Source organism: Brevibacillus brevis NBRC 100599, from assembly GCF_000010165.1.
Lineage (GTDB): Bacteria > Bacillota > Bacilli > Brevibacillales > Brevibacillaceae > Brevibacillus > Brevibacillus brevis_D.
Map to the genome: position 1 here is coordinate 1,971,738 of NC_012491.1, position 25,456 is coordinate 1,997,193.

A 25,456-nucleotide genomic window follows, 5' to 3' on the forward strand; every position below is an offset into this window, starting at 1 on the left:
TCTCTGTTTCTGTATTTGCCGCAGTTTGAAGCCGTATGAGAGTTTTGCATAAAACGGTATGTTTTATGCAGTTGTCAGCTTCCTGCTCCATCCACTATAATGAATGAGGATTGGAGGAAAGCCCATGCTGAAAGCGAAAACACGCTGGAAACTGGCCACCTATGATGAGCAGCTTGCTGCTAGTATCGCCGCAGATTGCCAGCTTACTCCGCTCGTATCCAAGCTACTGGTGATACGTGGCATTGATACATCACAAAAGGCTCGTGATTTTTTGCAAGCCGGTCCAGAATTGTTTCATGACCCTTTCTTGCTGGATGGAATGGAACAAAGCGTGCATCGCATTCAACAAGCCATTCAAAGGCAAGAACCGATTTGCATATACGGCGATTACGACGCCGATGGGGTTAGCTCCACATCGCTAATGGTACATCTACTGCGCCAACTCGGCGCTGTTTTTGACTACTACATTCCCAACCGTTTTACAGAAGGGTATGGGTTACATAAAGACGCCTTGGCGCATCTGCATCAAAGCGGCTATAAACTGATCATCACTGTTGATACAGGGATCAGTGCAGTCGAACAGGTAGCGTACGCGAACCAGTTGGGTCTTGACGTCATTGTAACCGACCATCACGAACCTCCGGCAGTCATCCCGGAGGCATTTGCTGTGATTAACCCCAAGAAGCCTGGTTGTTCGTACCCGTTTGATATGTTGGCGGGAGTGGGGGTCGCCTTTAAAGTAGGGCATGCCTTACTGAAGGAGCCGCCTCTGCATTTGGCTGATTTGGCTGCATTGGGGACGATAGCGGATCTGGTGCCGTTGGTAGATGAAAATCGCATTCTTGCTCGAGCAGGATTAAAGCGCTTAAATCATACAAGGAACCTTGGTCTGCAAGCCTTAATCCGAGTTTGTGGGTTGGCCGATACTGAGCTGTCTGCTGGACATGTGGGCTTTGCGCTTGGACCGCGTCTGAATGCGAGTGGAAGGCTGGAGACGGCTGAATCCGCTGTGAAACTGCTGACGACCTCAGACATGGACGAAGCAGAGAAATGTGCCCAGGCGCTGGACGACTTAAACCGCGAACGTCAGGAAATCGTAGCAGCGATGACTGAGGAAGCTGTCCAGATGGTGAATGAGCTGTATCCGCCAGACCAGAACAATGTTCTCGTTCTGGCTAAAGAAGGCTGGAACGTGGGCGTGGTAGGGATTGTAGCTTCCCGATTGGTCGAGCTTTTTTACCGTCCAACGATTGTGCTTGGCATCGATCCGGAAAAAGGAACGGCAAAAGGCTCGGCGAGGAGCATTGCAGGTTTTGATATGTATGAAGGTTTGACTGCTTGCAAGGAATGGTTACCGCACTATGGCGGTCATACAATGGCAGCAGGGATGACCTTGCCTGTAGAAAATCTCGACTTATTACGCCAAAAATTGAACGAGCTCGCTGGAGAGTGGTTGTCCTCCGAAGACTTCACACCGATGACCAAAGTGGACGTTGCGATGAGTATGGAAGAGATCAGCTTGACCGCAGCAGAGCAACTCGAACAGCTCGCCCCATATGGCATGGGGAATCCAACACCGCTCGTTTTGTTAGAAGAAGTAGAAACACAAGGGATGCGCACCATTGGGCGAGATGACAATCATTTGAAGTGTACATTGAACAAAGCGGGAACCTCTTTGGATGCAATTGGCTTCAACTGGGCACATGTAACAAAGAGAGTAACGCCCAAGGCACGTTTTCACGTATTGGGAGAGTTGTCTGTAAACGAATGGAACGGAAATCGAAAGCCTCAGCTGACGATCCGTGATTTGTCTGTTGGACACCAGCAAGTGTTTGACTGGCGAGGCAGTCGTGACAAGATAGAGAAATGGCAGCAAGTGATGACGGAGTCCAATTCGGTGACGATTCTGTTTCGCGAGGAAAGCTATGAACCATTGGCAGCGAAGGCGACAAGCGATCAGGTGAATTCCTTGATCGTGGTTGGTCGAGAGGGGACGAATATCACAGCCTCTTCCAACGTGATTTTGTATGATTTGCCGACGCGCCGTTCCGAATTGGAAGTGGTTCGTGTCTTGCTCAAACAAGCGGAGCGCATATACTGTTTGTTTGGTGATCCGGATTTAGGAATGGAGCGGCTTTCCTGTCCGGGCCGGGATCATTTTAAACAGTTGTACCAGTTTTTCGTGCAAGTGCCAACTGTTAAAAAAATCCATATGGATGCATTGGCCAGAAAGCTGCAATGGAAAAGAAATCTATTGGACGGCATGATCGCCATTTTTATGGAGCTGGAGTTTTTAGCGGAGGAGGCCGAGCAGTACACGCTGCAAGCCAACACTGCCAAAAGGCCACTCGAGAGCTCTGTGCTCTACGCGAATTGGAAGGAAGAGGCACAGCTCGCGACGGATTTATTACTTTCTTCTTCCGATGCAATGATTCAAGCGCTTCATCAATTGGTGGAACCAACCACCGTTTAGGAGGAATTTTTCATGGATTTTAAACAATACATTCGTGTTATCCCAGATTTTCCACAGCCAGGTATTCGTTTCAAGGACATCACTACTCTCTTGAAGGATGGCCCTGCTTACAAAGCTGCGATCCAAGACTTGGCTGTCTTCGCTCGTGAAGTACAAGCAGACGTAATTGCGGGTCCAGAAGCTCGTGGATTCGTAGTAGGTGCGCCATTGTCGTACGAAATGGGAATTGGCTTTGTACCGATCCGCAAGTCTGGCAAGCTGCCATATGAATCCATCAAGGCGAATTACGACCTGGAGTATGGAAAAGATGCGCTGGCTGTACACGTGGATGCTATCCAACCAGGTCAGCGTGTTCTGATTGCAGACGATTTGCTGGCGACAGGTGGAACCATTGAGACAACAATCAATTTGATTGAGCAACTCGGTGGCAAAGTAGTAGGAGCTGCCTTCTTCATCGAACTGTCCTACTTGGATGGACGTAGCAAAATAGGTGAAATTCCTATCAAATCGCTCGTTCAATATTAATTGATGCAACAAGGAAAAACGGGTGAAATGCCCGTTTTTTTCTTTTTTCTGCGGCTGTACATACTTTACAGGGGAATTCAGCTTTACAAGACGAACGACATACAAGATAATAGTATGAAATAGACAGACATGATACGTGCAAGTAAGCCTTCGCCTGCGCCAAAAGACTTGGCAACGCCCAAGTTTTCTAGACGTATAGGAAAGTTCAAGTGCTTCACAGTGCGAAATGCGTCCAGGCTTAAACTTTCCGGAGCGCATCACGAAGTGCCCCAGCGTCTGCTTCCGGCAATACTTCGGTGAAACTTTCCGCTATAATGCGGTCGCTCCTCCGTGAGAAGGCCTCGATCGAGGTTATTTTACTGAGAGGATAAGGGAAGGGAACTATGATTACCGGCATTGATGAGATAGTAAAAAAAGCAAGCACATATTTATCACAAACGGATATGGACCTGATTACACGTGCCTATCAGCTAGCAGAAAAAGCGCATGAAGGGCAAATACGCAAATCAGGCGTTCCTTACATTATGCACCCAATCGCCGTGGCGGGTATTCTTGCAAACCTGCACATGGATGCCGTTACGATTGCGGCTGGATTTTTGCATGATGTCGTGGAAGATACCGAGATTACGCTTGATCATCTCCGTGAGCAGTTCGGACCGGATGTAGCTCTCCTTGTAGATGGAGTGACCAAGCTGGAAAAAATTAAATACAAGTCCAAAGAAGAGCAGCTCGCCGAAAACCACCGCAAGATGCTGGTTGCCATGGCGCAGGACATCCGCGTCATCATGATCAAGCTGGCAGACCGTCTGCACAACATGAGGACACTTCGGCACATGTCGGAGGAGAAGCAACGCGAGATTTCCGATGAAACGCTGGAAATCTTTGCGCCACTCGCTCATCGATTGGGGATCGCTTCCGTCAAATGGGAACTGGAAGATACGGCGCTTCGGTATTTGAATCCGCAACAGTACTATCGGATTGTGAATTTGATGCAAAAGAAACGGGTGGAGCGTGAAGCCTACCTGAATGAAGCATCGGATACGATCAGAGAAAAGCTGGGCGAGTTAAACATCGAGGCAGAAATTTCGGGACGTCCGAAGCATATCTACAGCATCTTTAAAAAGATGACGAGACAAAACAAGCAGTTCAACGAGATTTATGATCTGCTTGCGTTGCGAATCATCGTGAATGACATCCGCGACTGTTATGCGGTTCTCGGTATCGTGCATACCCTGTGGAAGCCGATGCCAGGCCGATTCAAAGATTACATTGCCATGCCAAAGACGAACATGTACCAATCGCTTCATACCACAGTGATTGGGCCAAAAGGTGAGCCATTGGAAGTGCAAATCCGCACGTGGGATATGCACCAGACAGCAGAGATCGGGATCGCGGCTCACTGGGCGTACAAGGAAGGCAAAAGCATCGTGCAAGGCTCTTTTGCAGAGAAGCTGGGCAGTCTGCGGGAGATTATCGAAGGTGGGTCGGAAGAAGCTCCGAACGCGCAAGAGTTCATGGAGAGTCTCAAGCAGGATCTTTTCTCCGATACGGTTTTCGTCTTCACGCCAAAAGGCGATGTAGTCGAGTTGCCAAAAGGCTCTGTACCGCTAGACTTCTCCTATCGGATTCACTCTGCGGTAGGAAACAGAACGATTGGCGCCAAGGTGAACGGCAAGATTGTGCCGCTCGACTATGCGATGAAAACAGGCGATATCGTAGAAATCCTGACGTCCAAGCATTCGTACGGTCCTAGTCAGGACTGGCTAAAGATGGCCAAATCCGCGCATGCTCGCAATAAAATTAAGCAGTGGTTTAAAAAAGAGAAGCGGGAAGAGAACGTCGCAAAAGGTCAGCAAATGGTGGAAGCGGAGATCAAGTCGCGCAGCTTTGACATAAAAGAAGCGATGACGGAAGTGAACCTGAAGGAAGCGGCAGCACGGTTTAATTTCCAAGGGGCAGAAGACATGTTTGCCGCGGTCGGCTATGGCGGCATTACGGCATCGCAAATTGCGACTCGTCTCCTAGACAAACTCCGTCGGGAGCGCGAAGAACAAAACCCAACCATTCCTGAGGTCAAACCGAATCCAGCAAATCGCTCTGTCAAGAGTGAGTCTGGTGTGAAAGTCCGTGGCTTGGATAATTTGCTCGTCCGTATTTCTCGTTGCTGTACACCTGTCCCAGGCGACCAGATTATCGGTTTCATCACGAGAGGTCGTGGGGTATCGGTGCATCGACTGGACTGTCCGAACGTACTGACTGACGAATGTACTGAACGTCTGATTGATGTCGAATGGGATACGGATTTCAAGCATAATTTCCATGTAGAGATCGAGATCACGGGCAATGATCGGAGCGGACTGTTAAACGATGTACTGCAGGTTGTGGCTGAAACAAAGACGAATATTGCGGCTGTCAGTGGCAAGTCCGATAAAAATCGAGTGGCAACGATTCATATGACCATCTCGATTAGCAATGTGGATCATCTGTTGAAAGTAGTAGAGCGCATTAAGCGCATCAAAGATATTTATTCGGTTCGCCGGATACTGAGCACCTGATCCCTCGTGGATTAGGTGTTCTTGTTTAGCGAAGGGAAAGGATGAATCAGTGTGAGAGTTGTCGTACAAAGAACGAGAGAAGCGAGTGTGACCGTAGCAGGAGAGGTTGTCGGACAAATTGATCACGGCTTAATGCTGCTGGTAGGAATTACACATGAAGACACAGAAAAAGAAGTAGAATTTGTCGCAGACAAAATTGCGAACTTGCGTATTTTTGAAGACGAGGAAGGCAAAATGAACTTCTCTGTTTTAGATAAGGGTGGTCAAATTTTGTCCGTATCACAATTTACACTGTATGGTGATTGTAGAAAGGGCAGAAGACCCAATTTTATGGCTGCCGCACGACCAGAGCAAGCTGAACCGCTGTACGAGCTGTTTAACACCAAGCTGCGGGAAAAAGGGCTCCAGGTGGAAACGGGACGCTTTGGTGCAATGATGGACGTACGTCTGTTAAATGATGGCCCTGTCACATTGATTGTGGAATCCTAAACACAACCAAGGGGATGAAAACATGGCGCAAGAAGCATTGGTGATCGGTGCGAGTGGCATGCTTACAGAGGTTTCCCGATGGCTGGCTCGCCAAGGTTATCAAGTAACGGTGCTTGGGCGTGATCCAATAAAATTAAGTCGTATCAGAGACGGTTCCATTCATCCAGAGTCGATTCATTTGCTGTCTCAAGACTATCAGCAGACAGACAGCTTGCGTCAGTCTATGGCCGAGCTCGTAGAGAAGAGAGGGCCAATGGATGTGGTTGTCGCGTGGATTCATTCGACTGCACCGCATGCACTCTCTGTGATCGTAGAAGAACTGTCGCGTCCAGAGAAGAGCTGGCAATTGCTGCATGTGTGTGGGAGCGGTGTTTGGAAAAATTACCCAACAAAACTTACATCAGAAGCTTGTATATATCGACGGGTCATCCTCGGGTTTACGTGTGCAGGTGAGCATTCACGCTGGCTGACGAATGATGAAATTGCGGCTGGGGTAATTGACGCTCTGCAAACAACTGAAAAACAAATAATCGTCGGTCAGGTTGAGCCGTGGGAAAAACGTCCGGCTTATTCATCCATATAACGAAATAGCGAAGTCAAAAACAAAAAACGATTGCGTTCGGCAATCGTTTTTTGTTCGTTTCAGTACGAAATCGAGTCAGTGAATGTAATTGGCTGTTGGGAGGATCAGATTTTTGCCGATTAGATTTGCAGAAATCGGCTTTTTCCCGATTTCTCGTGCCCATATCGATAGCTGACCGACATGGTGGATTTCATGAGCGATCATGTGCCGCATAATTTCACCCCATGTGTACGTAGCGATGCTGCCGTCTGGCTTCGTGTCCTGAAAGGCTCTTGTTTCCATGCTTTCATCCCAATTGCGCAAAAATTGAAGCACATCCGGGCGAAAAGTCGCCTCCAGCTCACAAACCTTTTCCAACCGGTTGTAAAGGTTGAAGCTTTCTTGAAAATCAGGCCTTCCCAGCATGACTTGAATCCAGCTCCACTCCACATCAATGACATGGAACAGGGTATGCAAAATCCCCCCGACACCTCCGATGCGCGGACGAAGCAATTCTTCTATCGGAACGTCCTCACACCATTTCAGCCATTCTTCACGAACTATCCAATTGTACTCAAACATGGTTTTAATAGAAATCACTCCATTTTCAAAGGTTAACTTGTGATCACCTGCGTCCATACCGTGCGATTACTGATAGTGTGATTGTTTTTCATCCGTCATCACTCCTTTCGATGCTTATGATATTCGCAAATCCTTTGGGAATTCCTGCCTGGCTTGCCTTGATGCGATCAGATGCGCCATAAAAGAAACCCCCAAACGCGAGAGCTTAAGACAGCTTCTTTCGCCTGGGGATTTTGTAAGAGAGGGATCAGCCTCCCTGATTGCTTTGTGTATTAAAGTACTGGACAATCCCTTTGAACAGACCTTCTGCGGCAAGATCCTGCTGTTTCTCAGAACGTGCGCGAATCTCATCGTTGTAGTTGGATAAGAAGGAGATCTCGGCCAAAATGGATGGCACCGGGTTTTCGCGTAGAACGAAATAGTCTCCGTACCGATAATTCATGTCCTTGTAGCTCGTCGCTTTCACCAGTTCTGTTTGAACGAGGGAGGCGAGCTTGCTAGAGTTACCTTGGCTGTAGTAGAAAATAATCGAGCCATTCGTTGCAGAGTTTGGATGCGTATTATGATGGACGCTGACAAAAATATCAGCCTGATTTTGAATCGCGATGTCGACGCGCTGTTGCAGGGTCAGTTTGCGATCATCAGCTCGCGTCATGATGACTTTGGCACCTGCTGCTTCCAACTTGTTACGTAGGAGCAGAGAAACTTGCAGATTGACCGTTTTCTCTAAAGTAGAGAAGCTGGAGCCAGTCGAACCACCATCTGTGCCACCATGTCCAGCATCGACGACGATGACTTTGCCGACAAGATCATTACTGCGTACCACTGCTTGCGCACCGTTAGCAGAAACGAGCCAACCTGCAATGTAGCCTGTGGAGCCGTCAGGGAAGTTTACTTGGAACCACTCGCCTGATTTATTGGCAATCCCATATTTCTCGCCAGGCTGTACCTGTTTGATAACAGCGTGATCGGTACTCGGACCAGAACGAACATTGGTATCTGGATTCATGACCGTCACGTATGGGCCACTCGGAGTAGGCATGCTTGGTTGGTCCACCGTAATGTGCTGGCCTGCCACCCAGCCAGTTTTTCCGTCCGCCGCTTTGATGCGGTACCAGTCTCCTTGTTTTTCCAAAACAGACAGCTTGCTTCCGACGGGAAATGTAGTTTGAATGGCACTGCTTGTGTTCGGTTCACTGCGCAGATTTAATCCGTCCGTTTTTACTGTGGCGGTTTGACTTGAAGAGGATGGTTGTCCAGTCTGAGGTTGCGTGTTCCCATTTCCAATTTCAGGCAGGGTCGGCTGACCTGTGTTCGGGTTGGTTTGATCGGTGGAGAGCCAAGCATTGACTCCATCGTAAGGGAATTGAATCCAACCATTTTGTCTGTTCAAGACCGTGATTTTCTCGCCCGCATGTAGTTGACCGATTGCAGGTGTACTGGTATCTGGCGTGGCGTATACATACGGAGCGAAATCCAAGGTTAGGCTGGTTCCTTGTAGTGCAGGAGGCTTCGGTTGTGAGCCAGTGCCCGCTGGATTGGTCGTTGGAGGCGTACTACCTGTAGAGGGAGGAGAAACTGCTTGTCCCGTACCTACTTCTTTTACAAGCCAGTTTGCGACCCAGCCTTTTGTTCCTGCGTTGAGTTGAATTTGGAGCCATTCGCCACTCGTTTGCACGATGGGGTAGCGTGTTCCTGGATTGATGGTTTGTACGACTGCATATGTTTGACCTGGTCCAGAACGAACATTGAGATTGGTTGTGGTGCTCTCCACTTGCTTGGTAGATACAGTTGCTGGTTTCTGTTGTTGTTGCTGTGTGCTGACGAGCCAGTTCGCTACCCAACCGCTTTGACCGTTCGGAAGCTTTACTTGAATCCAGTCATTTTTGGTGGAGATGACGGGCAGCACAGTTTTGTTCGGCAGTGAAGTGACGATAGCGTCTTGGAGGCTGGGACCTGAACGGACATTGAGCTTGTCCACGGTGACCTGAACAGAACCGGCGGCCCAGGCTGCAGAAACGGGGAGGGAAATGGCACAGACGACAGTCAGGAGACTCATCAGGATCTTTTGACGAACAAACACAATAGACATCCTTTCCGAAATACGTAGCTTTTTGAATTCAATGCGATCTTGATCTTGCATGTTTTTGCCAAAATAATCACTTCGCTATTTCTCCTGCTTTTTCCTGCAAAATACGACAAGGTTCTGCATGGGTTCCCTGATTGCTTTTCAGCTGGCAAGGCAATACTAGATTTTACTAGATGCTAGCGCACGCAGCTTTTCAGGAGGAATTTATCGTGAGACAGTCAAAGAAGGAAACATTCGCGCAAGGATTGAATCGGCAGTTTTTGTCTGTTGATTTTCAAGACGATTTAGAGAAAGAAACGTCACTACAAAATGCGGAAATGGCCCAAGATTTTCATCCGGGCTTGCGGGATATCCAACACCCCCGGCAGAAACGGAAATAACCGTTTTTGTCACCTTGCACACGATGCCACAACTTGTCTAGTTGACCCGAGTAATTCTCGTCGGCTATGATGAGGAGTGGCATTTTTGAAAAAAGCAGGTGAACTCCATGATTCAGATGATATGTGAGGGACACGCATTCGAGCGGGAACTCTCCTTAATTCTCGCGTTATTTTATGAAGATCCGGCGCTCACTTTTGTGCCCGAGTGGACAGATGAGGCTGATTTGAAAATTAAGCTGGTATTGACCGTGCGTGAAAATGGAGTCGTAGCTTCGGGAGAGTTATACGATGGCAAGCGAAGCATCTCCCATCAGGTGGAGCGAGACTACGTAGCACGTGATGAGAAAGCGATGAAAAAGACGACCAAGCAAGCTCTTTGCTATGCGTTGTTATTGATGCTGGAAGAATACACGGGCATGGAGCAAGGCTGGGGAATTTTGACCGGGATACGCCCGACGAAACTGTTGCATCAGTTGAACGCGGCCGGTGTAGACAGACAGGAAGCACACAAGAAATTGCAGCAGGATGTGATTTTGCGTCCATACAAGCTAAAGCTTTTGCAAGAAATCGTAGACAAGCAGCTGAACGTCGTGCCTGATTTGTATCAGATTGACCGCGAGCTATCGGTCTATATCGGTATCCCATTTTGTCCGACGAAATGTGCGTACTGTACGTTTCCTGCTTACGCGATTCGCAGTCATACGGCTTCGGTTAATCCGTTTCTCGAAGGCCTTCATTACGAGATGGAGCGGATGGGGGAGTGGCTTCGGGCGAATGATCAACGGATCACGTCCATTTATTTCGGCGGCGGAACCCCTACGAGTATTACCGCAGATGACATGAATCAGCTGTTTGAGACGATGCATCGTTCGTTTCCACACATGGGAGATGTGCGTGAGTTGACGGTTGAGGCGGGAAGACCCGACACGATTACACGCGAAAAGCTCGATGTTATGAAGCGGTGGGAAGTGGATCGGATCAGCATTAATCCACAGTCGTTTACGCAGGAGACGCTCCAGGCAATCGGACGTCACCACACCGTCGAAGAGACGATTGAGAAATACCATCTGGCTATGGAGATGGGCTTGACAAATATTAATATGGACCTGATCATCGGGCTGCCAAACGAAGGTGTATCCGAGCTGGCACACAGTCTCCAAGAGGTAGAAAAACTAATGCCTGCCTCGCTGACGGTTCATACGCTGTCTTTCAAGAGAGCATCTGAGATGACGCAAAACAAAGACCGCTATAAGGTCGCCAGTCGCGAAGAAATTAGTAAGATGATGGAGATGGCTTCCGATTGGACAGCAGCGAACGGTTATGACCCATACTATTTATATCGTCAGAAAAACATTTTGGGAAATCTGGAGAATGTCGGGTATGCCAAGCCAGGGCAGGAAAGCATCTACAACATCATGATCATGGAAGAGGTACAAACCATCCTTGGTCTCGGCTGTGGGGCGGTCTCCAAGCTGATGGCTCCAGGAAGTGGCAAGCTGACGCGTTTTCCGAATCCAAAGGACCCGAAAACGTACAATGACACGTACAAGGTTCTGGTTGAAAACAAGCTCCGTGATTTGGATGAAATCTATTCGGGTGCGAGAACGGCTGGACAGGTATCTGGCAAGTAAGTGATGGATATACTTGTTATTAGTAAAAAAAGTTTTATTTGAGCGCCTGTTGACGGCTGTTGGCCGGTTTGCTATGATTCACATTAAGCTTTTTTATTGAATAAGAAATGATCTGATGACGGGAACAAGTATCCAGGAACCGGATGCCCAGAGAGAAAGCGCCGTGGCTGAGAGTGCTTTCGTATAACGGCTTGGTGAATGACATCCCTGAAGACCGCAGTGAACGGTAGAAAGAAAAGAAATCTCTTTCCCCAGTAACTGGCAGGCGTGTGCCGGCGTTAACGGCTAATAAGTGGGATAGCCTTTTGAGATATAGGGCTATTCAAACAGGGTGGCACCACGGGAGTATAACCAGTCTCTCGTCCCTGACATGCGGCGATTTGCTAAATGTCAGGAGACGAGGGGCTTTTTTATTTGTTCATAAAGAAAGGTTCCTTGATCCTGAAGGTTTGGCTTTAGCCCGAGTTTTTGAAAAGACATGGAGGTTCGAGAGGAATGACAAGAATCCAGATCCCACGCGGTACGCAGGATATCATGCCTGGTACTGTAGAGCTGTGGCACTACGTGGAGGCCAAGGCCCGCGATCTGTGTCGCCGCTCCAATTACGCGGAAATTCGTACGCCGCTGTTTGAGAGCACAGAGTTGTTCCAACGGGGTGTAGGCGAGACCACGGATATCGTGGAAAAAGAAATGTACAGTGTAGCTAATCCACGCAGTACAGATGCTCTCACGCTGCGTCCAGAAGGGACAGCGGGTGTTGTTCGCTCCTACGTGGAAAACAAGCTGTACGGTGTGCCTAATCAGCCTACCAAGCTGTACTACTTAGGACCGATGTTCCGTCACGAGCGTCCGCAAGCAGGCCGCTATCGCCAATTCGTCCAATTCGGTGCAGAAGCGATTGGTTCAAGCGATCCAGCAATCGATGCAGAAGTCATTGGCCTTGCGATTCGTCTGTATCAGGAGCTCGGATTGACCGGACTTTCTGTGGAGTTGAACAGCGTAGGTACAGTCGAAGACCGGGCACGTCACCGTGAGCATTTGCTCGCACATTTGAACGGCGTTCGCTCTGAGCTATGCGAGGATTGCCAGTCTCGTATCGATCGCAACCCGCTGCGCGTACTCGATTGCAAAAATGAAACATGCAAAAGACTGACGATGGACGCTCCGTCCATTTTGGACTACTTGAGCGAAGAGTCCGCGGCACACTTTGAAGCCGTACAAAACTACCTGACCGCGCTGGATATTCCGTTTCATGTAAATCCACGTCTGGTTCGCGGTTTGGACTACTACACACTGACCGCATTTGAAATCAAAATGGCGGAGATCGGTGCGGTAGAAACACTTTGTGGCGGTGGGCGCTACAACGGACTGGTTGCTGAGCTGGGCGGCGACGATATGCCGGGCATTGGCTTCGCACTCAGTATCGAGCGTCTGCTGTTGGCTCTGGAAAAGCAAGGTGTTCAACTGCCGATTTCAGGTGGCATCGACTGCTTCGTAGTGGTGCAGACACCAGAAGCGAAAACAACCGCTTTCGTCCTCGTTGACCAATTGCGCCAAGCAGGAATTGCAGCTGAGCTGGATTATCTGGATCGGAAAATGAAAGCACAGCTGAAGCAAGCAGATCGTCTACAGGCACGTTTTACGGCAATCATTGGTGAGTCTGAATTAACGAACGGCACGGTTGTTCTAAAGGAAATGGCAACAGGCGAGCAACAGGAAGTGAAACGCGAGGAACTCGTTGCGGTACTCGCTGCAAAAGCAAATCAATAAAACAAATCGTTGGGGGAAATGATCATGTCTTGGCAATATCGCACCGTACATGGTGGAGAAGTAACAACAGCACACGTTGGGCAGGAAGTCGTACTGAACGGATGGGTACAAAAGCGTCGCGACCTCGGAGGCGTCATCTTCATCGACTTCCGTGACCGCACTGGCATCGTCCAAATCGTATTCAACCCGGAGTACAACAAAGAAGCTTGGGAAGCGGCTGACAAGGTTCGCAGCGAATACGTACTGGTTGTAAAAGGGAAAGTAGTAAACCGTGCACCGGAAGCAGTCAATCCCAAGCTGAAAACAGGCGAAGTAGAAGTGCACATCTCCGAAATTGAAATCCTGAACGATGCAAAAACGCCTCCGTTCCTGATTGAAGATGAGATCGATGTAGATGAACAAGTTCGTCTAAAATACCGTTACCTCGACCTGCGCCGTCCAGAAATGCAGCGCTCCCTGCTTTTACGTAGCAAAGCAGCAAAAGCTTTCCGTGACTACCTGGATGAGAACAACTTCATGGAAATCGAAACACCTATTCTCCAGAAGAGCACTCCTGAGGGCGCACGTGACTACCTCGTGCCTTCCCGTGTACATCCAGGCGAGTTCTACGCACTGCCGCAATCGCCACAGCTGTTCAAACAGCTTTTGATGGTATCCGGTTTGGAGCGCTATTACCAAATCGCTCGTTGCTTCCGTGACGAAGACCTGCGTGCTGACCGTCAGCCTGAATTTACCCAAGTGGACATTGAAACCTCTTTCCTGTCTATGGAAGAAATCCTGCCAATGATGGAAAAGATGGTCGCTCACGTATTCAAGCAAACGGTTGGGGTAGACGTACCGACTCCATTCCCTCGTCTCACGTATGCGGATGCCATGGCGCGTTACGGTTCTGACAAACCAGACGTACGCTTCGGCATGGAGCTGACAGACGTATCTGATCTGGTTGCGACAAGCGACTTCAAGGTGTTTGCAGCAGCTGTAGCTGGCGGCGGACAAGTAAAAGCGATCAACGCAAAAGGTTGCGGGCACTACTCCCGAAAAGAAGCAGACGACCTGGGCAAATTCGCTTCCCGTTATGGCGCGAAAGGCTTGGCTTGGATCGGATTCAAAGACGGAGAGGTCAAAGGTCCAATTGCGAAATTCTTTAAAGAAGAAGAGCTTAACGAGATGAAAGCACGCTTGGCGGTCGAAGAAGGCGACCTGCTCCTGTTCGTTGCTGACAAACCAAAAGTAGTAGCAGATGCACTGGGTGCCCTTCGTTCCAAACTGGGTGCGGAACTTGGTCTGATTGACCAAAGCCAGTTCGCATTCCTGTGGGTAGTAGACTTCCCGCTGGTTGAGTGGGATGAGGATGCAAAACGTTACGTTGCCCTGCACCATCCGTTCACGCGTCCAAAAGACGAAGACCTGCACCTGTTCGACACCGATCCAGGTCAAATGCGCGCACAAGCGTACGACATGGTTCTCAACGGATACGAGCTCGGCGGAGGTTCCATGCGGATCTTCAAGCGCGAAGTCCAAGAAAAAATGTTTACCACACTTGGCTTTACACCAGAAGAGGCGCGGAAACAATTCGGCTTCCTCATGGATGCATTCGAGTACGGTACACCTCCACACGGTGGAATCGCTCTTGGCTTGGACCGTCTGATCATGCTCTTGGCTGGACGCACCAACCTGCGTGAAGTCATCGCATTCCCGAAAACAGCAAGTGCGAGCGACCTGATGGTAAATGCTCCAGATGTCGTAGACGGAAAACAATTGAAAGAGCTGTCCATTGCAACAATTGTCACAGAAGAAGAAAAGGTGGAAGCGTAATCGACTTGCGCAACTGCATTGCTCTTTGATACATTGGTAATACTATGATGAAAGCCCTGCGATGCTCGTGACATCCGATAGTTTTGAGCCACAAAGTTTGTTTAGGGAGTTTTTCGTCCGTGATTGTAAAGGCATGCCTCCTTAGAGTGGACGTCTGTAACAGTTCGGCAAGACACCCACCTGCGATGAGCAGGTTCAAAACTAAGGAGTAACACGACATAATGGGGCTCCTTTTTCTATTTCAATCCTACTTTTCCGATTGACTATAATCCAGCTTGCGAATGAAAGGTGACACGAAATATGCTTCATCAATTTTCTCGTTGTGAATTGGCCTTCGGTCCCGAAGGTTTGGAAAAAATGAAAAATAGCTGCGTTGCTGTATTAGGAATTGGCGGAGTAGGTTCCTTTACAGTGGAAGCACTGGCGCGTACAGGTGTAGGCAAGCTCATTTTGGTAGATAAGGATGTAGTAGACATCACAAACATCAACCGCCAAATCCATGCGACGCTGAACACAGTCGGTCAAAAAAAGGCTGAGCTTATGAAGGAGCGCATTGCGACGATCAATCCAGAGTGCGAGGTCGTAACTCTCAATATGTTCTACAATGAAGAAACAGCGGATGCGCTGTTCGAGCATGAACTGGATTACATCGTGGATGCGATGGATACCATGTCCGCGAAGCTCCATGTGATTAAGGAAGCCAAGCGTCGCAATATCCCTATTATTTCTAGCATGGGTGCGGCCAACAAAATGGACCCGACCCGTTTTGAGGTTGCCGATATTTCCCAAACGAGTTATGATCCGATTGCAAAGGTCATTCGTCGTGAGCTGCGGAAAAGCGGTATCTACAAAGGGGTAAAAGTTGTATATTCCCGTGAGATTCCCGTAACCGTACGTGTAGATGTACGCGAACAGATCGTTTCTAACCCGGATTCACCGATTAGTAAAGTGCGGATGCCTCCAGCGAGCAATGCTTTCGTGCCTTCTGTAGCTGGTTTAATTTTGGCCAGTGTAGTGGCAAGAGATATTTTGGAGTGGCAGCCTGTAAAAGGATAGTGGGACATGGATGATTTATTCACGTTTGCCTATGACCAGCAGGGTGGCGGCAAACAGAAGCCATTGGCTGCACGGATGCGGCCGCAAACGATTCAGGATGTAATCGGGCAATCGCATATTTTGGCTCCTGGAAAGCTGCTTCGACGCGCGATTGAAGCAGATCAAGTGTCCTCTGTCATTTTTTACGGACCTCCGGGAACAGGGAAAACAACACTGGCAAAAGTCATTGCCCGAACCACACGTACGCATTTCTCCGAGTTAAATGCCGTTACGGCCGGTGTCGCTGATATCCGCAAAGTAGTAGATGCAGCGAAGGAACGGCTCGTTATGGACAGTCAGCGGACAACCTTGTTCGTAGACGAGATACACCGCTTCAATAAATCACAACAGGATGCCCTTCTTCCTTATGTGGAGGAAGGCACGATTATTTTGATCGGCGCTACGACGGAGAATCCTTTTTTTGAGGTGAATCCGGCGCTTTTGTCGCGTTCACAAGTATTTTCCCTTCAATCGCTTTCTCATGAGGAATTAAAGCAGGTTATGGATCGGGCACTTACTGATGAAGAAAACGGATTGGCGGAGCTATTTGTCACTGTAGAACCGGAAGCGGCAGAGCATTTGGTTCAATACGCAGAAGGGGATGCCAGACGTTTGCTCAACGCATTGGAACTGGCGGTGACAACGACGCAACCAGGAGCAGATGGACGCATTACGGTGACATTGGACGTCGCCGTGGAATCCATTCAGCGCAGGGCAGTGCGCTACGATAAGAGTGGGGACAATCATTACGACACGATCTCGGCTTTTATTAAATCCATTCGTGGTTCTGATCCGGACGCAGCTCTTTACTGGTTGGCGAGAATGATTGATGCCGGAGAAGATCCGCGGTTCATTTCTCGACGCTTGGTTATTTCGGCTTCAGAGGACATCGGAAATGCTGACCCGCAAGCGATCACAGTTGCGATGTCCTGCTTTCAGGCGGTAGAATTGGTGGGGATGCCTGAAGGGCGTATCCCTTTAGCACAAGCGACGACGTACCTAGCGACCGCCCCCAAAAGCAATGCTGCTTACAACGGAATTAATTCTGCGTTGGATCGTATCCGAACAGATGGTCACAAGCAAGTGCCGATTCATCTGCGAGATTCTGCTTACAAGGGAGCTGCGAAGCTGGGACACGGTCAGGGATATCTGTATCCGCATAACTATCCATATGGGTATGTACCTCAACAGTATCTGCCTGACGGTGTAAACTACTCGTTCTACCAGCCAAAGGATCACGGCTATGAGCGTCACATTCGCCGCTTTCAGGAAGAAAGACAGAAGATGGATGAACGTGGATTGCCAAGGAAAAACTCCCCCGAATAATGGGGGAGCTAACATGTTAAGTGCGGACATTTCCGCCTGGTTTATTGGGCAAATCACCGTTTTCATTCGGCTGTTTGCTCTGCTCACTCGCACCGTAACGGGCTTTGTGAGCAATCGTGCCTGCGGGTTGGTCGTACAAGGTTTCGGACGGGTGGTTGGGACCTCGTTCCGAGCGTTTGTTCGTTGTCATCTGCATATCACCCCCTAAGATGTTAGTGTGTCCCTCGATACAGAAGACATGTAGGGGGCGGGCGCGTATTACCGATACAAAGAGGAGAGTTGTTAACGTGAAGATTTCAACGAAAGGACGTTACGGGCTGACGATCATGATGGAATTGGCCAACCGTTGCGGAGAAGGGCCGACTTCCCTGCGGAGCATCGCCCAAAAACATGATTTGTCCGAGCATTATTTGGAGCAATTGATTGCACCTCTGCGTAACGCGGGTTTGGTAAAGAGTATCCGTGGCGCATATGGCGGTTATGTTCTGGCGAAGCAGCCGGATGAGATTTCTGCTGGCGATGTGATTCGCGTGCTGGAAGGACCGATCAGCCCTGTGGAATTTGCAGAGGAAGAAGACCCGGCTAAGCGTTTTTTATGGCTGCGTATTCGGGATAGTATTTCTTCTGTTTTGGATTCGACATCCCTTCAAGACTTGATCAGTTTTGAGGACGATGGTCCTGCCGATAATTATATGTTTTATATCTAGAATGTAAGAGGTTGTTCAAAAAGTCGTCTTTTGATCACGAAGTAGCTCAGAAAGCTAATTCGACATCGAATCTGGCGTTCACCTCCGAAGTCCGGTGCTCATGTAGATTACCTACACTCCGCTCCTCCTTCGTTCGGTTCTCGCCATCTTCTCGGTGCTAAAAAGCGGACTTTTTGAACACGTACTATAAGTTGGTAGAAGGTGACGGCATTGTCAGAGCGAATGTATTTTGACCATGCAGCTACTACGCCGGTGCATCCGCGTGTAGTTGCTGCTATGACTCCCTATTTGACTCAAGTATACGGGAATCCATCCAGTGTCCATGGTGCAGGTCGCGAAGCACGAAAAGCGTTGGAGCATGCGAGAGACACGATTGCCGACTTTATGGATGCTGATCCGCAATCGCTCATCTTTACGAGTGGCGGGACAGAGGCGGACAATATGGCAATCATCGGTGCCGCAATGGCACAGCGCGAACGTGGTCGTCACGTCATTACTTCGCAAATCGAGCACCATGCAGTCTTGCATGCTTGTGAATTTTTGGAGCAGGCAGGATTTGAAGTGACGTACTTGCCTGTTGACCAGACAGGCATGGTCCGTTTGGAAGACCTGAAACAATCGGTTCGTCCGGATACGGTACTGGTGTCTATTATGTACGGCAACAACGAAGTAGGAACGATCCAGCCCATCGAGGAAATGGGTACCTTTCTGCGTGAAAAAGGGATTGTTTTTCATACAGATGCTGTACAGGCTTTTGGTGTACTGCCTGTCCATGTACGAAAGCTGCCTGTTGATATGCTCTCGGTATCCGCCCATAAAATTAATGGGCCAAAAGGAGTCGGCGCTTTGTATTTAGCGCGTAAGGTTCCGTTTTCCCCGATTTTGCACGGCGGTTCGCAAGAGCGCAAGCGCAGAGCAGGAACGGAAAACCTGGCCGGGATTGTTGGGTTTGCCGAAGCGACGAGGGTCGCTGGCGAGGAAATGGCGGAGCGAGTTGAAAAGTATAAGCAGATGAAAGCAGCGATGATCGCAGTCTGGCAGGAAGCAGGAATTACGTTCTGCCTGAATGGACATCGCGAGCAGGCATTGCCACATATTTTAAATGTGTCCTTCCCTGGCGCCCATACAGAAACCATGCTGATGAATCTGGATATCGCCAAAATTGCAGCAGCGAGCGGCTCAGCTTGTACATCTGGATCACTAGAGCTGTCACACGTTCTAAAAGCAATGCACTTGGACGAGAAGATTGCTCTTTCAGCCATTCGTTTCAGCTTTGGGATTACGAATACGGTGGAAGAGGCGAAGGAAGCTGCTACAGCGGTTGCTGCGATTGTGAAGCGCTTGGTACGCGAATAACGAAGGATGAAAGCCGTTTGGGTAAAGCCAAGCGGTTTTTTCATTGGAGCAAAAATGGGTTTCTTATTGGAGTTTGTGGTGAATTGTGGAAGAGGATGGTAAAATGATGCTGTAGTACTGATTCCGAAGAACTACTATACAATTCGGATCATCCGATAAGGAGAGGACTTTCATGTTGGCCAGACGCTACTCTATTCGCTACAAACTGGTGTTTACAATACTCATCCTAACCATGCTTCCATTAATGGTCGTCGGTTATATCCAATTTGAAAATGCGCGCAGCGCGCTATACAAGCTCGCTGTATCTGACTTGCAATACATAACGGAAATAAAGGCACGCGAGCTGGCTGATTACACGCAAGAGGCAACGAGTAGTGAGCGGAACAGACAGAAAATTAACGAAATAACACGCGAGGTGGCCGAAAAATATTACAAGCCAAATGGCATGGTTGGCTACGCCTATATCTTGGATGCGAGTGGAATCGCCATCTTTCATCCAGACCCGAAAGTTGAGAATACCTCTTTGGCGAATGAACCATTCACGCAAGTCATGCTCGCTCAAAAAAACGGCTGGATCGAATATGAATTCGGAGGCTCAACCAAAGTGGCGGCGTATAAGCAGCTGCCGAACGGGTGGATTCTTGTTATTGGCAGCTACGAGAATGATTTGCTGACGACGATTGAGAGCAGTCGTCCGATGATGTTTCTCCTCAGCCTGATAAGTGCTAGCTTAGCGCTGGTTACAGGTATTTTTATTGTCAACAAGCTGGTACGACCGCTAAATGAGCTGGTAACGGCAATGAAACGTGCAGAGACAGGAGATTTGACCTCGCAAGTGACTGTTCGTTCCCGGGACGAGCTTGGGGAATTATCGTCGATGTACAATGAGATGATGGGAGTATTTCGCAGCATGGTCAACGAGGTGCAGCGAGTAGCCCAGCAAGTCGCGGCAGCGTCGGAAGAATTAACAGCGAGTGCGACAGAAAGTGCGCGTGCTTCCGAACAGATTTCCATCGCTTCCTCGGAAATCGCTACGGGTTCCGAACAACAAAAACAAACGGTGACGGATACGGTACGCTTTTTGTCTCGCATCGGTGGAGATATCCAACTCATTGCGGCCTCGACTTCTCAAGTCAATGCTGATGCGACAGACGCGAATCGATTGGCGCAAGTTGGGGAAGGCAAGCTGCACGAGCTCGTACAAGAAATGGATCAAATCACGGATCACGCCCGTCGTACAGAGCAGGTTATCCGCGAGCTTGGCTCTCAATCCGAGCAAATCATCGGTATCATAACGATCATTCGTCAAATATCTAACCAGACGAATCTATTGGCTTTGAATGCCGCCATCGAGGCTGCACGGGCGGGGGAACAGGGACGTGGCTTTGCGGTTGTGGCTCAAGAGGTGCGTAAGCTGGCTGAGCAATCGGGTGCAGCTGCAGAAGAGATCGCAGGCTTGATTCATACGATCCATACAGATATTCTCGCGGCTGTAACGGAAATGGGAACGACTGCTGTCGCTATCCAGGATGGACGCGAAGGAGTGGCGCAGGCAGGAGACAGCTTCCAACAAATCTTGGTGGCTGTTCAAGACGTCAGCCAGCAAGTACATCGTATGAATGATGCAGCTCAAGCGATTCATCGCGATACAGTTCAATTGGTGAGTCACTCCGAAAAAATTGATGGACTTGCGGAGATAGCGGCCAGAGATACACAGGAAGTGGCAGCAGCGTCCGAAGAACAGTCAGCAACGTCTGAGGAAATGACGGCAGCATCCGAAACGCTTGCGAAAATGGCGGAGCAGTTGTCAGAACAAGTAAAACGATTTACAATTTAAGACGAGCCTATGAGAAATCCACTTTCCAAAAGAAGTGGATTTTTCCTTTCTGGAACGGTTTTTTATGTAAGGAGGCGTTTAGATGGATGAGCAGCAGTCAATCTCGCTGTTTGCGGAAACCTACATTCGAGGATTTGTTTCTCAAGAAATTTTTTACAATGAAGAAACCTGGTACGGAGTTATCCGTCTTAAGATAGAAGAGACTACCGAATCGATTAAAGAATCGGAGGTCATTATTGTCGGTAATTTTCCTCGCCCGCATCCAGATGAGCTGTACACCTTTTACGGTGAATGGAAAACACATGCTCGTTTTGGACAGCAGTACGTAGCAAAACGCTATGAACGTGAAACGCCGAAAACATTGGCAGGGGTAGAGCGCTACTTAGCCAGTGGCTTGTTTCAAGGGATCGGAAAGAAGATGGCCAAACGAATTGTCGAGCAGCTCGGGGTAGATGCACTGTCGATTATCGCAGACTTCCCAGAGCGATTGGCTGAGGTACCAGGCATTTCTGAACAACGTGCCAAAACGATCTATGATTCCGTGGTCGAGCATCGCTCCTTGGAAAGTGCCATGGTTTTCTTGTACGACTTCGGCATTGGTGTGAACATGGCACTGCGTATTTATCAGACCTACAAGATAGAAACGATGACAGTGCTGAAGGAAGAGCCTTACCGTTTGATTGAGGATGTCGTAGGAATCGGCTTTAAGCGAGCAGATGACATTGCACGAGCAACTGGGATTGCTGCTTCCTCAGAAGAACGTGTGAAGGCGGCGGCTCTCTTTATGTTGCAGGAGGCATCGTATTCGGAAGGGCATGTTTATTTGCCTGTGGAGGAGCTTTGTGAAAAAACACTGCGCCTTCTCGAAGAGTGCGGGGGGCACGTCTTTTCCGGAGACGATATTCAACTGGCAGTGGAAGCCCTGTTCGTGTCGAGCAAAATTGCCTGGGAAGATGAGCGGGTTTATTTGCCCTCGCTGTTTTTTGCCGAGCTTGGTCTAGCCAAAAGACTGCGTCACTTCGCATCACGGGATGAATTCGGTACGTTTCCGACATCGGAATTTTACCGTGCGTTAGGGGCGGTCGAGGATGAGCTGGGGATTACGTATGCCCAGACGCAGCGTGATGCCATTGAACAGGCGATCAAAGCAGGTTTGATGCTGTTGACAGGGGGACCTGGTACGGGGAAAACGACAGTCATTCGTGGGATATGTCGTGTCTTTTCTCAGCTTCATGGATTGTCGCTGGACTTGAAAAAATACAACGAAGAAAATCCATTCCCGATCGTTCTTGTGGCTCCTACCGGACGTGCAGCAAAACGTATGACAGAGACTACGGGTTTACCTGCAATGACCATCCATCGCTTGCTCGGTTACAAAGGGGAGAGCTTTGAGCATGACGCGGAGCACCCAATCCGTGGACGGCTATTAATTGTGGATGAAATGTCCATGGTCGATATCTGGCTTGCCAATCAATTGTTTCGTGCGGTTCCAGACGACATGCAGATCATCATGGTAGGTGACCCTGACCAGTTGCCTTCTGTAGGACCGGGCAACGTTCTGCTGGATATGATCCGATCTGGATTGCTTCCGTTGGTACAGCTGACAGAAATTTATCGGCAAGCTGAAGAGTCTACCATTATTCGGTTGGCCCATGATGTACGCAAGGGGAATGTACCGGCAGATTTGCTTCACACCACCCCGGATCGGCGATTCTTCACAAGTTTGCCACAAGAAGTTCCGGAAGCAGTGAAACAAATTTGCTTCGGAGCCGTAAAAAAAGGATATACGGCAAAAGATGTTCAGGTATTAGCCCCTATCTATAAAGGTAATGCCGGTGTGAACCGGTTGAATGAAGAATTGCAGGAGCTGTTTAATCCGAAAACGCCGCAAAAGCGTGAAGTTACTTTTGGAGAGACGACGTTCCGTACAGGAGACAAGGTTCTGCAATTGGTGAACAATGCTGAAGAACAGGTGTTTAACGGTGACATGGGTGAGATCGTCGCCATCTTTTTCCCGAATGAAAATGCGGAGAACCAGGAGATGCTGGTCGCTGCCTTTGATAACAGGGAAGTGGTGTACAAGCGTTCGGATTACCATCAGCTGACGCTTGCCTACTGCTGCTCGGTTCATAAGTCTCAAGGTAGTGAATTTCCGATTGTGATCATGCCGTTTGTCAAAAGTTACTACCGTATGCTCAGACGTAAGTTGGTCTATACCGGGATCACCCGGAGCAAATCATTCCTCATCATGTGTGGAGAGCCGGATGCGTTCCGTGCTGCTGTAGAGTCTGATGAGGAAGGGGTACGGTACAGTTATTTGGAGGAACGGCTAAAGCAAGAGTGAAGTTGGAACCATTTGCGCCGAATGGGCGCGTCCATTTCGCCTGATACTAACAAGGCGGAAGGGGGATGTCCCACATGCGCAAGGCAATGGATGCAGTCGGATTGCCAGTTGTTTGCCTTCAAACAGGCGAGACGATTGGAACCGTGCGTGACATTCTTTGCGACTCCACTTGGCATGTACGAGGAGTCTTGCTGAGCGAACAGGGCTGGTTCCAATCAGGTACCTATATTCCTGCCGAACATATTCATGCGGTCGGGGAGTCCTGCCTTACCGTATCGGGAAAAGACGCGATCACGCCCTTACCTCATCTCGCCGGACTAGAGCCTGTCGGCATTGTGACGGGAAAGACAAAGTTAAAAGGAAAAGCGGTGATTACCGCTTCTGGAGAATGTTTGGGGAGGCTGGAAGATGTTTACTTTTCAGCCAACTGGGAGAAACTTGTAGGGTACGAACTATCAAATGGCTGGTTTGCAGATATTACGGAAGGGCGAAAGCGCCTCCCTGCACCAGCATCCGTTATCATCGGGGAAGAAAACCTGATCGTGCCGGACTAGTTCGTGGCCAGGCGTGAAAGGGAGGAAAAGCGTGATGCGTGTCATATGCCCGAATTGCAGTTCCAAAGACGTAGGCAAGATTGGAACCAATCAATACTATTGCTGGAACTGCTTTATAGAAATGAGCGTTTCCAATGAGCAGATCGCTTCTGTCTACCAAGTTGAGGAAGATGGATCTTTGCATTCGCTCAACGATCTGTTTATTGAGGAACAGACAGTAACCGCTCACTTGAATATGTAGTGGATTTGAGCGGCAAATCCAATGGAGGTGGCACGCTTGTTCACTCGAAGCCTGTTGCGGGTTCTGGCCACAAGCGGAATTGTGGCGATCATTGGCTATTGGTTGGCTCCGCGACGTCGCAGTCGGTTTTCATTGAATTGGAATCAGTTGCCCTTCTCCATGCGTGATGTAACGCGTATGTGGAAATCAGGTCGCAAGCTGATGCGTGCCGTTACTCGTTAACACAAAATGTGAATTGGAACGTAAACAAACACCCGAACATACACTGTGTTCGGGTGCTTTTTTCGCCATACATGAAAAAGCTCCGTCGTGGAAATGACGGAGCTTGCGTTGTATTAAGATTGTTCTGCCAAGCGTTTTTGCTGTTGGCTTTTCGTGCGCCCGATCAACAGGACACCAACCACAACAGCCACGATGAATACCCATTTTACCCAAGGGTAAGCGGCAAAGAATGGTGTGAGGAACTTCTCACCTGTTACCATGTTCGCAGCGGTATACGCCAATACTCCAGAACCGATATAGATAACGATCGGATATTTCTCGATCAGCTTCAAGATCAATGTGCTACCCCATACCATGATGGGAACACTGATGATCAAACCGATAACTACCAGAAGGAAATCACCATGTGCTGCACCAGCAACGGCGATAACGTTATCCAAGCCCATCACGGTGTCGGCTACGATAATCGTCCAAATCGCTGCTCCCAGTGTTCCGCTTGCCTTCATATTCTCATGACCATTATCCTGAATCAGCAACTTGAGAGCGATCCAAATGAGAATCAAACCACCCACTAGTAACAGGCCAGGAATTTTTAGCAACCAAACCACAGCGAGTGTCGCCAATGCACGAATGACAATGGCACCAACCGTTCCCCAGATGATGGCTTGCTTTTGCTGATGAGCGGGCAGGTTACGAGCCGCCATCCCAATGACGAGGGCATTGTCCCCGGCCAGCACGAGGTCGATGATAACGATAGAAAGTAATGCGGTCCAAAACTCAGGGCTTAACAATAAATCCATTTCTCTTCCTCCTCCTAATCCATTTTAGAAGCGAATAATCCGCTGGCCGTTTTCTTGTTACCTCCCATAGTGTATGTAAAGGGGCGAAAAAGAAAACGACCTT

General features: G+C 49.0%; 22 protein-coding genes and 1 other RNA gene. 19 read left to right on the forward strand and 4 right to left on the reverse strand.

Annotation, left to right across the window (positions count from 1 at the left end):
* Window positions 1–124: 124 nt before the first annotated feature.
* The 5 genes from recJ to BBR47_RS09715 all read left to right on the forward strand — a co-directional run bounded on the left by recJ (window position 125) and on the right by BBR47_RS09715 (window position 6,625).
* Window positions 125–2,473, forward strand: coding sequence for a single-stranded-DNA-specific exonuclease RecJ (recJ, locus tag BBR47_RS09695; protein WP_012685595.1), 2,349 nt, complete (start codon window positions 125–127; stop codon window positions 2,471–2,473).
* 12 nt (window positions 2,474–2,485) lie between these two features.
* Window positions 2,486–2,998 carry an adenine phosphoribosyltransferase gene (locus BBR47_RS09700; protein WP_012685596.1) on the forward strand — a complete coding sequence of 171 codons (513 nt, stop codon included), beginning with the start codon at window positions 2,486–2,488 and terminating at the stop codon, window positions 2,996–2,998.
* A gap of 383 nt (window positions 2,999–3,381) precedes the next feature.
* A complete protein-coding gene (locus BBR47_RS09705; protein WP_012685597.1) occupies window positions 3,382–5,553 on the forward strand; it encodes a RelA/SpoT family protein in 2,172 nt (723 codons plus the stop codon).
* 51 nt (window positions 5,554–5,604) lie between these two features.
* Window positions 5,605–6,042, forward strand: coding sequence for a D-aminoacyl-tRNA deacylase (gene dtd / locus BBR47_RS09710; RefSeq protein WP_012685598.1), 438 nt, complete (start codon window positions 5,605–5,607; stop codon window positions 6,040–6,042).
* 22 nt (window positions 6,043–6,064) lie between these two features.
* Window positions 6,065–6,625 carry a short-chain dehydrogenase gene (locus BBR47_RS09715; protein WP_012685599.1) on the forward strand — a complete coding sequence of 187 codons (561 nt, stop codon included), beginning with the start codon at window positions 6,065–6,067 and terminating at the stop codon, window positions 6,623–6,625.
* Between the two features lie 75 nt (window positions 6,626–6,700).
* Here the strand turns inward: BBR47_RS09715 and BBR47_RS09720 are convergent, their stop codons facing one another.
* A complete protein-coding gene (locus BBR47_RS09720) occupies window positions 6,701–7,243 on the reverse strand; it encodes a DinB family protein (protein WP_202890437.1) in 543 nt (180 codons plus the stop codon).
* Between the two features lie 190 nt (window positions 7,244–7,433).
* Window positions 7,434–9,278 carry an SH3 domain-containing protein gene (locus BBR47_RS09725; RefSeq protein ID WP_231850607.1) on the reverse strand — a complete coding sequence of 615 codons (1,845 nt, stop codon included), beginning with the start codon at window positions 9,276–9,278 and terminating at the stop codon, window positions 7,434–7,436.
* 206 nt (window positions 9,279–9,484) lie between these two features.
* Between BBR47_RS09725 and BBR47_RS31205 the strand changes: the two genes are divergently transcribed.
* The 7 genes from BBR47_RS31205 to BBR47_RS09750 all read left to right on the forward strand — a co-directional run bounded on the left by BBR47_RS31205 (window position 9,485) and on the right by BBR47_RS09750 (window position 17,292).
* A complete protein-coding gene (locus BBR47_RS31205) occupies window positions 9,485–9,655 on the forward strand; it encodes a hypothetical protein (RefSeq protein WP_012685602.1) in 171 nt (56 codons plus the stop codon).
* A 107-nt stretch (window positions 9,656–9,762) separates the two neighbouring features.
* On the forward strand, window positions 9,763–11,286 hold the full coding sequence (locus BBR47_RS09730; RefSeq protein ID WP_012685603.1) for a coproporphyrinogen III oxidase: 1,524 nt from the start codon (window positions 9,763–9,765) through the stop codon (window positions 11,284–11,286).
* 495 nt (window positions 11,287–11,781) lie between these two features.
* Window positions 11,782–13,056: a histidine--tRNA ligase gene (hisS, locus tag BBR47_RS09735; RefSeq protein ID WP_012685604.1), complete on the forward strand. Its 1,275-nt coding sequence runs from the start codon at window positions 11,782–11,784 to the stop codon at window positions 13,054–13,056.
* Between the two features lie 24 nt (window positions 13,057–13,080).
* Window positions 13,081–14,871, forward strand: a complete 1,791-nt coding sequence (aspS, locus tag BBR47_RS09740) for an aspartate--tRNA ligase (RefSeq protein WP_012685605.1) — start codon at window positions 13,081–13,083, stop codon at window positions 14,869–14,871.
* A 50-nt stretch (window positions 14,872–14,921) separates the two neighbouring features.
* A non-coding RNA gene (ssrS, locus tag BBR47_RS29900) (6S RNA) lies at window positions 14,922–15,103 on the forward strand.
* 68 nt (window positions 15,104–15,171) lie between these two features.
* Entirely contained in the window at window positions 15,172–15,927 is a 756-nt protein-coding gene (locus BBR47_RS09745) for a tRNA threonylcarbamoyladenosine dehydratase (protein ID WP_012685606.1), read from the forward strand.
* A 6-nt stretch (window positions 15,928–15,933) separates the two neighbouring features.
* Complete coding sequence (locus tag BBR47_RS09750; RefSeq protein ID WP_012685607.1) at window positions 15,934–17,292, forward strand: AAA family ATPase; 1,359 nt, start codon at window positions 15,934–15,936, stop codon at window positions 17,290–17,292.
* A gap of 16 nt (window positions 17,293–17,308) precedes the next feature.
* Here BBR47_RS09750 and BBR47_RS31210 read toward each other — a convergent pair whose 3' ends face one another.
* Window positions 17,309–17,482, reverse strand: a complete 174-nt coding sequence (locus BBR47_RS31210) for a hypothetical protein (RefSeq protein ID WP_016739245.1) — start codon at window positions 17,480–17,482, stop codon at window positions 17,309–17,311.
* 97 nt (window positions 17,483–17,579) lie between these two features.
* Here BBR47_RS31210 and cymR point away from each other — a divergent pair, with 97 nt between their 5' ends.
* From cymR to BBR47_RS09785, 7 genes are all read left to right on the forward strand, one after another.
* Window positions 17,580–17,999 (forward strand): cysteine metabolism transcriptional regulator CymR, encoded by a 420-nt coding sequence (gene cymR, locus BBR47_RS09755; protein ID WP_012685608.1) that lies wholly within the window; start codon window positions 17,580–17,582, stop codon window positions 17,997–17,999.
* A gap of 210 nt (window positions 18,000–18,209) precedes the next feature.
* A complete protein-coding gene (locus tag BBR47_RS09760; RefSeq protein ID WP_012685609.1) occupies window positions 18,210–19,355 on the forward strand; it encodes a cysteine desulfurase family protein in 1,146 nt (381 codons plus the stop codon).
* Between the two features lie 172 nt (window positions 19,356–19,527).
* Window positions 19,528–21,192, forward strand: a complete 1,665-nt coding sequence (locus tag BBR47_RS09765; protein ID WP_012685610.1) for a methyl-accepting chemotaxis protein — start codon at window positions 19,528–19,530, stop codon at window positions 21,190–21,192.
* A gap of 82 nt (window positions 21,193–21,274) precedes the next feature.
* Complete coding sequence (locus BBR47_RS09770; protein ID WP_012685611.1) at window positions 21,275–23,536, forward strand: SF1B family DNA helicase RecD2; 2,262 nt, start codon at window positions 21,275–21,277, stop codon at window positions 23,534–23,536.
* A 74-nt stretch (window positions 23,537–23,610) separates the two neighbouring features.
* Window positions 23,611–24,090: a PRC-barrel domain-containing protein gene (locus BBR47_RS09775; RefSeq protein ID WP_012685612.1), complete on the forward strand. Its 480-nt coding sequence runs from the start codon at window positions 23,611–23,613 to the stop codon at window positions 24,088–24,090.
* Between the two features lie 34 nt (window positions 24,091–24,124).
* Window positions 24,125–24,331, forward strand: coding sequence for a hypothetical protein (locus tag BBR47_RS09780; RefSeq protein WP_012685613.1), 207 nt, complete (start codon window positions 24,125–24,127; stop codon window positions 24,329–24,331).
* Window positions 24,332–24,358: 27 nt separating this feature from the next.
* Complete coding sequence (locus BBR47_RS09785) at window positions 24,359–24,553, forward strand: hypothetical protein (RefSeq protein WP_229088206.1); 195 nt, start codon at window positions 24,359–24,361, stop codon at window positions 24,551–24,553.
* 113 nt (window positions 24,554–24,666) lie between these two features.
* Here BBR47_RS09785 and BBR47_RS09790 read toward each other — a convergent pair whose 3' ends face one another.
* The gene (locus BBR47_RS09790; RefSeq protein WP_012685615.1) at window positions 24,667–25,353 is read right to left on the reverse strand and encodes a TerC family protein; all 687 of its coding nucleotides are present in this window, start codon (window positions 25,351–25,353) and stop codon (window positions 24,667–24,669) included.
* Between the last annotated feature and the right edge of the window lie 103 nt (window positions 25,354–25,456).

What these genes read in the sequence shown, in the direction of transcription:
- BBR47_RS09730 (WP_012685603.1), top strand. Translation starts at nt 9,763, where the DNA reads ATGATTCAGATGATATGTGAGGGACACGCATTCGAGCGGGAACTCTCC.
- BBR47_RS09750 (WP_012685607.1), top strand. Translation starts at nt 15,934, where the DNA reads ATGGATGATTTATTCACGTTTGCCTATGACCAGCAGGGTGGCGGCAAA.
- BBR47_RS09780 (WP_012685613.1), top strand. Translation starts at nt 24,125, where the DNA reads ATGCGTGTCATATGCCCGAATTGCAGTTCCAAAGACGTAGGCAAGATT.
- BBR47_RS09790 (WP_012685615.1), bottom strand. Translation starts at nt 25,353, where the DNA reads ATGGATTTATTGTTAAGCCCTGAGTTTTGGACCGCATTACTTTCTATC.
- aspS (WP_012685605.1), top strand. Translation starts at nt 13,081, where the DNA reads ATGTCTTGGCAATATCGCACCGTACATGGTGGAGAAGTAACAACAGCA.
- BBR47_RS09765 (WP_012685610.1), top strand. Translation starts at nt 19,528, where the DNA reads ATGTTGGCCAGACGCTACTCTATTCGCTACAAACTGGTGTTTACAATA.
- BBR47_RS09715 (WP_012685599.1), top strand. Translation starts at nt 6,065, where the DNA reads ATGGCGCAAGAAGCATTGGTGATCGGTGCGAGTGGCATGCTTACAGAG.
- BBR47_RS09770 (WP_012685611.1), top strand. Translation starts at nt 21,275, where the DNA reads ATGGATGAGCAGCAGTCAATCTCGCTGTTTGCGGAAACCTACATTCGA.
- recJ (WP_012685595.1), top strand. Translation starts at nt 125, where the DNA reads ATGCTGAAAGCGAAAACACGCTGGAAACTGGCCACCTATGATGAGCAG.
- BBR47_RS31210 (WP_016739245.1), bottom strand. Translation starts at nt 17,482, where the DNA reads ATGACAACGAACAAACGCTCGGAACGAGGTCCCAACCACCCGTCCGAA.
- BBR47_RS09705 (WP_012685597.1), top strand. Translation starts at nt 3,382, where the DNA reads ATGATTACCGGCATTGATGAGATAGTAAAAAAAGCAAGCACATATTTA.
- BBR47_RS09725 (WP_231850607.1), bottom strand. Translation starts at nt 9,278, where the DNA reads ATGTCTATTGTGTTTGTTCGTCAAAAGATCCTGATGAGTCTCCTGACT.
- BBR47_RS09745 (WP_012685606.1), top strand. Translation starts at nt 15,172, where the DNA reads ATGCTTCATCAATTTTCTCGTTGTGAATTGGCCTTCGGTCCCGAAGGT.
- BBR47_RS09700 (WP_012685596.1), top strand. Translation starts at nt 2,486, where the DNA reads ATGGATTTTAAACAATACATTCGTGTTATCCCAGATTTTCCACAGCCA.
- BBR47_RS09720 (WP_202890437.1), bottom strand. Translation starts at nt 7,243, where the DNA reads ATGGACGCAGGTGATCACAAGTTAACCTTTGAAAATGGAGTGATTTCT.
- hisS (WP_012685604.1), top strand. Translation starts at nt 11,782, where the DNA reads ATGACAAGAATCCAGATCCCACGCGGTACGCAGGATATCATGCCTGGT.
- BBR47_RS09775 (WP_012685612.1), top strand. Translation starts at nt 23,611, where the DNA reads ATGCGCAAGGCAATGGATGCAGTCGGATTGCCAGTTGTTTGCCTTCAA.